7 protein-coding genes are annotated in these 10,325 nt (G+C 71.2%); 3 read left to right on the forward strand and 4 right to left on the reverse strand.

Features of this window, described 5'->3' with window-relative positions:
• Window positions 1–15: 15 nt before the first annotated feature.
• Window positions 16–1,323, reverse strand: a complete 1,308-nt coding sequence (hmgA, locus tag KB893_RS12175) for a homogentisate 1,2-dioxygenase (RefSeq protein WP_211927206.1) — start codon at window positions 1,321–1,323, stop codon at window positions 16–18.
• Window positions 1,324–1,429: 106 nt separating this feature from the next.
• Between hmgA and KB893_RS12180 the strand changes: the two genes are divergently transcribed.
• Window positions 1,430–1,846 carry a DUF5362 domain-containing protein gene (locus tag KB893_RS12180; protein ID WP_211927205.1) on the forward strand — a complete coding sequence of 139 codons (417 nt, stop codon included), beginning with the start codon at window positions 1,430–1,432 and terminating at the stop codon, window positions 1,844–1,846.
• 45 nt (window positions 1,847–1,891) lie between these two features.
• On the opposite strand, the gene hppD is transcribed toward KB893_RS12180, so the two are convergent.
• Window positions 1,892–3,001 (reverse strand): 4-hydroxyphenylpyruvate dioxygenase, encoded by a 1,110-nt coding sequence (gene hppD / locus KB893_RS12185; protein WP_211927204.1) that lies wholly within the window; start codon window positions 2,999–3,001, stop codon window positions 1,892–1,894.
• A gap of 95 nt (window positions 3,002–3,096) precedes the next feature.
• Here hppD and KB893_RS12190 point away from each other — a divergent pair, with 95 nt between their 5' ends.
• The gene (locus tag KB893_RS12190) at window positions 3,097–3,597 is read left to right on the forward strand and encodes a MarR family winged helix-turn-helix transcriptional regulator (protein ID WP_211927203.1); all 501 of its coding nucleotides are present in this window, start codon (window positions 3,097–3,099) and stop codon (window positions 3,595–3,597) included.
• 68 nt (window positions 3,598–3,665) lie between these two features.
• Here the strand turns inward: KB893_RS12190 and KB893_RS12195 are convergent, their stop codons facing one another.
• Together KB893_RS12195 and KB893_RS12200 are read right to left on the reverse strand one after the other, a co-directional pair.
• The gene (locus KB893_RS12195; protein WP_211927202.1) at window positions 3,666–5,234 is read right to left on the reverse strand and encodes a peptide MFS transporter; all 1,569 of its coding nucleotides are present in this window, start codon (window positions 5,232–5,234) and stop codon (window positions 3,666–3,668) included.
• 147 nt (window positions 5,235–5,381) lie between these two features.
• Window positions 5,382–6,236, reverse strand: coding sequence for a tryptophan 2,3-dioxygenase (locus tag KB893_RS12200; protein WP_211927201.1), 855 nt, complete (start codon window positions 6,234–6,236; stop codon window positions 5,382–5,384).
• Window positions 6,237–6,571: 335 nt separating this feature from the next.
• On the opposite strand from KB893_RS12200, the gene KB893_RS12205 reads away from it, so the two are divergent.
• Window positions 6,572–10,006 carry a lamin tail domain-containing protein gene (locus KB893_RS12205; RefSeq protein ID WP_211927200.1) on the forward strand — a complete coding sequence of 1,145 codons (3,435 nt, stop codon included), beginning with the start codon at window positions 6,572–6,574 and terminating at the stop codon, window positions 10,004–10,006.
• Window positions 10,007–10,325: the final 319 nt, after the last annotated feature.

Below are 10,325 nucleotides of genomic sequence, written 5' to 3' on the forward strand. Positions count from 1 at the left end.
TCGTGCGAGCGCCCATCAGATCTCGCGGCGGGTCGGGTCGAAGCGCTTCTTCAGCCCCTGCCAGCATTCGAAGTAGTCGGCCTGGCGCTGCGGCGCCTCCATAGCCTGGCGCGTGGGATGCAGCACCGCGCGGGTCTCGAACATGAAGGCCATGGTGTCGGCGATCACGTGCGGCTTCGACAGGTCGGCGCTCGACGCCGCCTCGAAGGTGGCCGCGTCGGGGCCGTGCCCGCTCATGCAGTTGTGCAGGCTAGCGGCACCGGGCGCGAAGCCCTCGGCCTTGGCGTCGTAGGCGCCGTGCACCAGGCCCATGAACTCGCTGGCCACGTTGCGGTGGAACCACGGCGGACGGAAGGTGTCCTGCGCCACCAGCCAGCGCGGCGGGAAGATCACGAAATCGAGGTTGGCCGTGCCCGGCGTGTCCGACGGCGAGGTCAGCACGGTGAAGATCGACGGATCCGGATGGTCGTAGCTGATCGAGCCGATCGCATTGAAGCGGCGCAGGTCGTAGCGGCAGGGTGCGGCGTTGCCGTGCCAGGCGACCACGTCGCAGGGCGAGTGCCCGATCGCCGCCGACCACAGCCGGCCCTGGAACTTGGCGACGAGCTCGAAATCGCCCTCGCGATCCTCCCAGGCGGCGACCGGCGTCTCGAAGTCGCGCGGATTGGCCAGGCCGTTGGCGCCGATGGGCCCGAGGTCGGGCAGGCGCAGCGCCGCGCCGAAGTTCTCGCAGACGTAGCCGCGCGCCACGCCGTCCGGCAGCGCCACCGCGAAGCGCACGCCGCGCGGGATCAGCGCCACCTGCTGCGGTTCGACCTCGACGATGCCGAACTCGGTCTGCAGCCTGAGCCGGCCCTGCTCGGGCACGATCAGGAGCTCCGCGTCGGCGTCGTAGAACCAGCGCCCGGCCATGTCGCGGTTGGCGGCGTACAGATGCACCCCGATGCCCTGCTGCGCCGCCGGCGAGCCGTTGCCGGCGACGGTGAACAGGCCCTCGACGAAGTCGGTCGGCGCCTCGGGCAGCGGGCGCGGGCTCCAGCGCAGCTGGTTGGGCGTGGCCGGCACCTCGTCGCAGCGGTTGTGGAAGGCGCCGGCCTCGCGCAGCTCGAACGGACGATGCAGGGCCGCAGGGCGGATGCGGTACAGCCAGCTGCGCCGGTTCTCGCTGCGCGGCGCGGTGAAGGCGGTGCCCGAGAGCTGCTCGGCATAGAGCCCATAGGGCGCGCGCTGCGGCGAGTTGCGCCCCTCCGGCAGCGCGCCCGGCAGCGCCTCGGTGGCGAAGTGGCTGCCGAAACCGGTCATGTAGCTCGTGTGCGTGGACATGTCGAAGGACTCGCAGTGGGGCCGCTGCTACCCTGTCGCGCCGCCGCGGGGAGCGCGGCGGCGGACAGACCGACAACGACGACATCAGGAACTCGAAGGGGACACCATGACCGATCCGATCACCGCACCGCCCGCACCGCCGGCCGCGCCGCTGCCGCCCGCCGCCCACACCACCACCGCGGGCGATCTCGCGCGGCCGCTGGCCTCGGCCAGGGGCTGGATGAAGCTGGTCGGCATCGTCTCCATCATCCAGGGCGCGCTGACCGCGCTCACCATCATCGGCATCGTCGTCGCCTGGCTGCCGATCTGGATCGGCGTGCTGGTGCTGCAGGCCGCCGGCGCGATCGAGCGCGCCGAGCGCGACAACGACGGCGCGGCGCTGGCCGAGGCGCTGGCACGGCTGAAGACCTACTTCGTGATCCAGGGCGTGCTGCTCCTGCTCTGGATCGTCTTCACGGTGCTGGTGATGCTCGCCTACGGCGGCATCATCATCGCCGCCGTCGCCAGCGGCGGCCTCAACTGAGTGGGGCCGCGCGGGAACGGCCGCTGCCGTTCCCGCGCACGCTCCTCACAGCACGCCGCGCTTGATCTGGTCGCGCTCGATCGACTCGAACAGGGCCTGGAAGTTGCCCTCGCCGAAGCCCTCGTTGCCCTTGCGCTGGATGATCTCGAAGAAGATCGGGCCGATGGTGTTCTGGGTGAAGATCTGCAGCAGCTTGCGCTGCTTGGTCTCCGGGTCGGCGTCGATCAGGATCTTGTTCCTGGCCAGGCGCGGCACGTCCTCGCCGTGGTCCGGGATGCGCTGGTCGATCACGTCGAAGTAGGTGTCCGGCGTGTCCAGGAACTCCACGCCCTGCTCGCGCATCTTCTCGACGGTCTCGTAGATGTCGTCGGTGAAGCAGGCCACGTGCTGGATGCCCTCGCCGTTGTAGGCGTCGAGGTACTCGTTGATCTGCGACTTCGGATCCGACGACTCGTTGAGCGGGATGCGCACGATGCCGTCGGGCGCGGTCATCGCCTTGGACATCAGGCCGGTCTTGCTGCCCTTGATGTCGAAGTAGCGGATCTCGCGGAAGTTGAACAGCCGCTCGTAGTAGTCCGACCACTTCTGCATGTTCCCGAGGAACAGGTTGTGGGTCAGGTGGTCGATGAAGGTCAGGCCGAAGCCGCGCGGATTCTGTTCGGCACCGGCGATCGGTTCGTATTCGCCGTCGTAGGCCGAACCGGCTGCGCCATAGCGGTCGACGAGGTAGAGCATGCAGTCGCCGATGCCCTTGACCACCGGCGCGTCGACCGCCTTGGTCTCCTCGCCCGAGGCGAAGCGCTCGCCGCCGTTGCCCAGCACCGCCTCGCAGACCTCGTCCGCGGGCCTGCGGAAGCGGATCGCGAAGCCGCAGGCGCTGGGACCGTGCATTCGCGCGAATTCGGCGGCGAAGGAATCCGGGTCGGCATTGACCAGGAAGTTCACCCCGCCCTGGCGGTACACGGTGATGTCGCGGCGGCGGTGCTTCAGCACCGCGGTGAAGCCCATGCGCCTGAACAGGTCGTGCAGCAGGTTCGCGTCCGGCGCGGCGAACTCGACGAACTCGAAGCCGTCGATGCCCATCGGGTTCTCGAAGGTCGTCGGCTGCATGCCCAGGTTGGGCGCGGCGGGGGCGATGTGCGGCTGTGCGCTCATGGCGGCTCCTTGGATGCGGTCGTGCGGGGGCGGCTTGCGCCGGGAAGGGCGCCGTTATAGTTTCATCTGAAACCAGTTGCAAGGCGCAGCGCAACGTGTCCAGACCCCAGCCCGCCCCGCTCCTCGATCTCGACCGCTTCCTGCCCTACCGCCTGAGCGTGCTGTCCAACCGCATCAGCAGCACCATCGCGCGCCTGTACCAGCGCCGCTTCGGCCTGGCGATCACCGAATGGCGGGTGATCGCGGTGCTCGGCGTGGCGCCGGGGCTGTCCGGTGGCGAGGTGGCCGAGCGCACGGCGATGGACAAGGTCGCGGTGAGCCGTGCCATCGCCGCCCTGCTGGGGCGAGGACTGATCACCCGCGAGCTCGACGCCGGCGACCGCCGGCGTTCGGTGCTGGCGCTGAGCGCCGACGGGCGCGCGGTGTACGCCGAGATCGCACCGCTGGCGCTGGCCTTCGAGGCGCGCCTGCTGGCCGAGTTCGACGCCGGCGAGCGCACGCGGCTCGACGCCCTGCTCGGGCGCCTGGAGAAGGTGGAACTCGAACTCGAGGCCGTGGCCGCGGAAGAGGACCTGGAGGCCGCCGGCGCCGGCTGATGCCGGAACGGAAAACGGCCCGGGGACGCGCGGCGTCCCCGGGCCGTCGTCTCCGTGCGCGACGACGGCTACTTGACGCCGTGCATCAGGCGGTTGACCAGCGGCGCGATCAGCAGCAGCACCACGCCGGCACCGACCAGCAGCCAGAAGCTGAAGGTGAAGCCCGCCAGCGCCGACTCGACGGTCATGCCGGTCTCGCCGGAGATGCTGCCGGCGAGGATGCCCGACAGGTTGTTGCCGATGGCGATGCTGAGGAACCAGCCGCCCATCGCCATGCCGACCATGCGCAGCGGCGCCAGCTTGGTCACCATCGACAGACCGATCGGCGACAGGCACAGCTCGCCGGCGGTCTGCAGCACGTAGCACAGCACCAGCGGCCAGAACGGGATCGTGCCGGCCTGCGGATCGACCAGGGAAGACAGCGCGTACATCAGCACCGAGAAGCCCAGCGCGTTGCCGAGCAGGCCGATGCCGAACTTGCGCGGGATCGACGGCTCGATGCCGCGCTTGGAGGTGAAGGCCCAGACCAGGGTCACGATCGGCGCGAGCACCACGATCGCCACCGGGTTCACCGACTGGAACCAGCCGGTCGGGAACACGAAGCCGCCGGGACCGAACAGGTCGCGGTCGACGATGTTCTGCGCAAGGAAGTTGAACGAGCTGCCGGCCTGCTCGAAGAACATCCAGAACAGCACGTTGAACAGGAACAGGATCAGCATCGCCAGCACGCGGTGCAGGCCGACCCGGTCAGTCTTCATGCCGCCGCCGACCAGCACCACCACCACGCCGACGAACAGCACGCCGAGCAGCCACGCCAGGCCGATCGCACCGACCTGCGCCATCAGCACGTAGACGATCGGGATCGCCACCACCGTGCCGACGATCACCGCCAGCAGGCTCTTGCCCGGCGCGCGGTCCGGCGGCGGCTCGCCGATGCCCTTGAGCTGGCGGCGGCCGAACCAGAACCACACCAGGCTGATCAGCATGCCCACGCCGGCGGCGACGAACACCGAGCGGAAGTTCTGCTCCATCGGCGTGCCGAACACCTGCGAGGCCAGCCAGCCGGTCAGGATCGGCGCGATCAGCGCACCGCCGTTGATGCCCATGTAGAACAGGGTGAAGCCGCGGTCGCGGCGGTCGTCACCCTCGGCGTAGAGCTGGCCGACCATCGAGGAGATGTTCGGCTTGAACAGGCCGTTGCCGACGATGACCACGGCCAGGCCGAGCAGGAACAGCGGCTGGCTCGGCAGGGTGATCATGAACAGGCCGGCGGCCATCACCACCGCGCCGACCAGGATCGAGCGCTGGTAGCCGATCACGCGGTCGGCGACGTAGCCGCCGAAGATCGCGGTCGCGTAGACCAGGGCCAGGAAGGCGCCGTAGGTACGGCCGGCATAGCCCTCGCCCGAGGCGTCGCCAGCGAAGAACTGCGCGACGATGTACAGCGTCAGCGCCCAGCGCATGCCGTAGAAGGCGAAGCGCTCCCAGAATTCCGACATGAACAGCATCCACAGCGGCTTGGGATGCCCGAGCACGGTGTCGAAACTCGGAGGCTGGCGCGCGTCCTGCGCGGCGCCGGGAATGGAGACTTCCGCCGCTTCCGGCGCGGGCGAATTGCTTGGGACCTGGGGACTCATGCGTACCTCGGGTTGCGCAGACGGCACGCCCGCCGCGGTGCGGCGGGGCGTGGGTGAACCGTGAACATGTACCCCGGCTGACGCGCCGGAGTCAAAGCGGTGAAGTGAAGACCGCCGGCGCCGCCGGACGTTCCCGCAGCCGCGGCATCAGCGCCCGAGGACGGTGCGGACCTCGAACAGCTCGGGAAAGAAGCTCAGGTCGAGCGCCCGGCGCAGGAAGTCGACGCCCGAGGAGCCGCCGGTTCCGCGCTTGAAGCCGATGATCCGCTCCACCGTCTTCAGATGACGGAAGCGCCAGTGCTGGAAATGGCCCTCGACGTCGACCAGCTGCTCGCACAGGTGGTAGGCCTCCCAGTGCTCGGCCGTGTGCTCGTAGACCGCCTTGAAGATCGGCAGCAGCTCGGGCGTGTGCGGATGCGGCTGGGCGAGGTCGCGCCGGAGCAGGCGCTCGGGAACCGGATAGCCGCGCCGGGCCAGGTGCGCCAGCACCGCGTCGTACAGGCTCGGCGCCTCCAGCACCCCGCGCAGCGCGGCGTGCGCCGCCGCGTCGTGCTCGAACACCGCCAGCATCTGCGGGTTCCTGTTGCCCAGCAGGAACTCGACCATCCGGTACTGCAGCGACTGGAAGCCGGACGCCGGGCCCAGCACCTCGCGGAACAGCAGATAGTCGGCGGGGGTGAGGGTCTCCAGCACGGCCCACTGCTCGGTGAGCTGGCGCTGCACCTGCTTGATGCGGGCGAAGATCTTCTGGCACGGCCCCGTCTCGTCGCGCTGGAGATGGGCGATGGCCGCGCGCAGCTCGTGGATCAGGAGTTTCAGCCACAGCTCCGCGACCTGGTGCTGGACGATGAACAGCATCTCGTCGTGGTGCGGCGGATCCGACAGCGGACGCTGCGCGGACAGCAGGGCGTCGAGCTGCAGGTAGCCGCCGTAGGTCAGGCGCTCGGCGAGGTCGGTGGTGATGCCGCCCTCGAGCGGGCGCTGGTTCTGGTCGTGATTCATGCGCGCCAGTATGCGGGCGCGGCGCGCGCGACACCGGGTTCCGCGCGGTCGCCGCCTCCGACGGCCGGCCGCCGCGGCCGCCTTGTCAGCGCGTGCCAGGCGTCGCCGCCGCCGCGGGCCGGAGCCCGGCGCCGCGGCGGAAGGGTGGCACGGATTGACAACAACGGCAGCGAACATCACGCGAATGCCGTCCAACGCGCTGTCATCGGAAGGAAACCCAGCGCTGCGCGACGGCGTCTAGACTCGCCGTCCCGGCATGCAGGACGCCATGCCCGGCAGGACGCGCCAGCCCACGGACGGGCCGCGGCGGGTCCGCTTTCGATCGGGAACCCATCATGCGGACTCTCACCCGGCTGTCGGCGCTCGCCCTCGGCCTCGCGGCGGTCGCCGCGCCCACCCGGGCGCAGGTGGTGATCAGCCAGGTCTACGGCGGCGGCGGCAACAGCGGCGCGCCGCTCGACCGCGACTACGTCGAACTGTTCAACCGCGGCGAGGCGCCGGCGTCGCTCGGCGGCATGTCGCTGCAGTACGCCAGCGCGACCGGCAGCGGCGCCTTTGGCAGCAACCTGGCGACGCTGCCCGCGGCGACGCTGCAGCCCGGCCAGTCCTTCCTGGTGCAGTTCAACGGCGGCAGCAACGGCGCGCCGCTGCCGACTCCTGATGCCACCGGCAACATCAACATGAGCGCGAGCTCGGGCAAGGTCGCCCTGGTCGATTCGACCGACGGCCTGGACTGCAACGGCGGCAGCACGCCCTGCTCCGACGCGCAACTCGCCCTGATCGCCGACCTGGTCGGCTTCGGCAGCGCCAACTTCTTCGAAGGCTCCGCCGCGGCGCCCGGCGCCAGCAACACCACCGCGCTGCTGCGCGCCGGCGACGGCTGCAGCGACAGCGACGACAATGCCGCCGATTTCGCGAGCGCCGCACCGGCCCCGCGCAACAGCGCCAGCCCCGCGCGCCCCTGCGCGGGCGGCGGCACGCCGGCGCTCTCGGTCGCCGACGCCGAGGTGCTGGCCGACGCCGGTCAGCCGCTGCGCTTCGAGGTGAGCCTGTCGCAGCCGGCCGATGCGCCGGTGACCTTCGACATCGCCACCCACGACGGCAGCGCCATCGCCGGCACCCACTACGTCTCGGTGAATCTCGACGACGTGGCCATTCCGGTCGGCCAGACCACCTGGACCTTCGAGGTGCCGGTGCTGGGCAACGACGACGCCGGCACCACCAGGACCCTGACCGTCGACATCGACGACCTGCAGGGCGCGACCGGCGCCCGGCTCAGCGCCACCGGCCGCATCGTCAACGCGAACGTCGAGCTGACCCCGATCGGTGCGATCGCGCCGCCGCCCGGCACCCGCCATTCGCCGCGGCTCGGCGCGACCGTCGCCATCGAGGGCATCGTCACCGCGCGCCGCTACAACAACGGCGTGTTCGTGCAGACCGCGCCGGGCGAGGAGGACGCGAACCCGCAGACCTCCGAGGGCCTGTTCGTCTACACCGGCAGCGCGCCGCCGGCCGAGGCCGCGGTCGGCACCCGCGTGCAGGTGACCGGTGTCGTCTCGGAGTACGTGCCGAACGCCGCGCCCTGGCAGCTGCCGCTGACCCAGCTCACCGAGCCTGCGTTCACCGTGCTGGAAACCGGGTTGCCGCTGCCGGCGCCGGTCGAACTCACCGCGGCCGAGTTCTCCGCCTCCGCGGCGATCGACGCGGCCGGCCGCTACCTCGGCATGCGCGTCACCGCCCCTGAGCTCGAGGTGGTATCGCCGTCCAACGGCTCGGGCGTGTTCTACGCCGTGCTCGCCGGCCAGCCGCGGCCGTTCCGCGAGCCGGGCGTGAACCAGCTCGTGCTCGAACTCGGCGGGATCTATCCGGACGACCTCGATCCGCCGGTGTTCGACGCCAACCCCGAGCGCATCCGCGTGCAGAGCCGCGGCCAGGTCGACGCCGGCCTGATGGTGGTCGACGTCGGCACCGGGATCGACGGCATGACCGGCGTGCTCGACTACGGCTTCGAGACCTACAGCCTGCTGCCCGACGCGGACGCGCAGGGCACGATCGACGCCAGCGCGGTGTCCGCCGAGGCGGCGCTGCTGCCGGAGGCGGACGAATTCACCGTGGCCAGCTACAACCTGCTCGGCCTGGCCGCCAACGACGCCCGCTACGACGCCTTCGCCACCCAGGTCTGCGACTACCTGCACGCGCCCGACATCCTCGGCGTGTCCGAGGCGCAGAGCCTCGCCGCGCTGCAGGGCCTGGCCGAGCACATCAACGCCGTATCCGCCGACTGCCAGGACGAGGCGCCGCAGTACGCCGCCCGCCTCGTCGAGGGCCCGAACGCGGCGATCCACGTCGGCTTCCTGGTCAACCAGAGGACGGTACCGGGCGACATGGCGCGGGTCGGGATCGTCTCGGTGACCCAGGTCGGCGCCGGCGAGACCCTGCCCGGCGGCGGCGTGCTCAACGACCGCCCGCCGCTGGTCCTCGAGGCGGTGGTGCACTTCGACGACGGCCGCAGCGAACCGGTGACGGTGATCGCCAACCACATGCGTTCGCTGATCGACCTGGAGGACCCGGGCGCCGAGGGCGACCGCGTGCGCATGAAGCGGGCGGCGCAGGCGGAGTACCTCGCGCAGCTGATCCACGAGCGCCAGCAGGCCGACCCCGACGAGCGCATCGTCGTGCTCGGCGATCTCAACGCCTACGAGTTCAACGACGGCTACGTCGACACCGTCGGCATCATCACCGGCCGCGAGGCGGCCAACGACGCGGTCTGGGAGTACGTCGACAGCCCGGTCGAGGTGCCGCTGACCGACCTGGTCGGCCTCGCCCCGCCGGCCGAGCGCTACAGCTACACCTACGACGGCAACGCGCAGAACCTCGACCACGTCATCGCCAACCAGGCGGCGCTGGACGCCTTCCCGGCGACCCGCCTCGGCCATGCCCGCCTCAACGCCGACTTCGCCGTGGCGCGCGCGGACGACGACGGCATCCTGCGCACCTCCGACCACGACCCGGTGATCGCCTACTTCGGCGGCGCCGACGTGCCGCCGCCGGCCGAGGCCGACCTGACCACGCGGGTGATCCCGCTGGCCGACCGGGTGGTCGCGGGCGAAGCGGCGGAATTCGCGGTCGACGTCGCCAACCTCGGCCCCGACACCGCCGACGCCGCGCTCGCGCTCGCGGTCGACGCCGCGCCCGCGCGGGTGACGGTGTCGGCGCCGCTGGGCTGGACCTGCGCCACCGGCGCCGAGGGCGACGGCAGCCGCGTGGACTGCGACAGCGACGAGGTCGCGGTCTCCGAGGAAGGCCAGGCCTTCGGCGTGGTCGTGGCGACCGGCACGGCCGACGCCGGCAGCACGATCAACCTGCAGGCGACAGTGACCACCTCCGCCATCGACCCCGACAGCGGCAACGACAGCGCGAGCGGCGCGGTGGCCGTCGACGCCGCGCCGGCGCCGATCCCCGCACTCGGCAACGGCGTCCTGGTCAGCGGCCTGTCCGGCGCGCTGGGCGACGTCCGCGTGTGGCGTATCGAGCTGCCCGCCGGCGCCCGCAACCTGCGCGTGCTGACCCTCGGCGGGCGCGGCGACGTGTCGCTCTACGCCAGCGCCGGCGAGGTGCCGGGCCCGGAGACGCACGACCTCGCCTCGACCCGCCCCGGCAACAACGAGACGGTCACCGCCCGCGACCCGGCGCCGGGCACCTGGTACGTGACCGTGGTCGGCGAGACGAGCTACGACCGCCTCTCGATCCGCGCCAGCTGGAGCGAGTGAGCGCGACGGCGGCGCCTGCGGGCGCCGCCACCTCGAGGCCGCCCGGCGGGCGGCCTCTTTTTTCGTGCATCGTCCGCATTGCCGCAGGAGCGGCTTCGACCGCGAGCCGTCAGAATCCAGGGCGCCTGCCGGCCCTGTGGGAGGGGGTTCCGCCCCAACGCGGGCGCGTCGCCTTCCGCGCCCGTCGCGGCCGAAGCCGCTCCTTGTATCTCGACAGCGCCCCGATGAAGGGGCACTGTCCCCGACCGATCATCGGGGGAGGGTGGGACGCCCGAGCCGCTCCTGAAGCCATCGAGCTTGCATCGTAGATCGTGCTCCC

Source organism: Coralloluteibacterium stylophorae, assembly GCF_018122625.2.
Taxonomy (GTDB): domain Bacteria; phylum Pseudomonadota; class Gammaproteobacteria; order Xanthomonadales; family Xanthomonadaceae; genus Coralloluteibacterium; species Coralloluteibacterium stylophorae.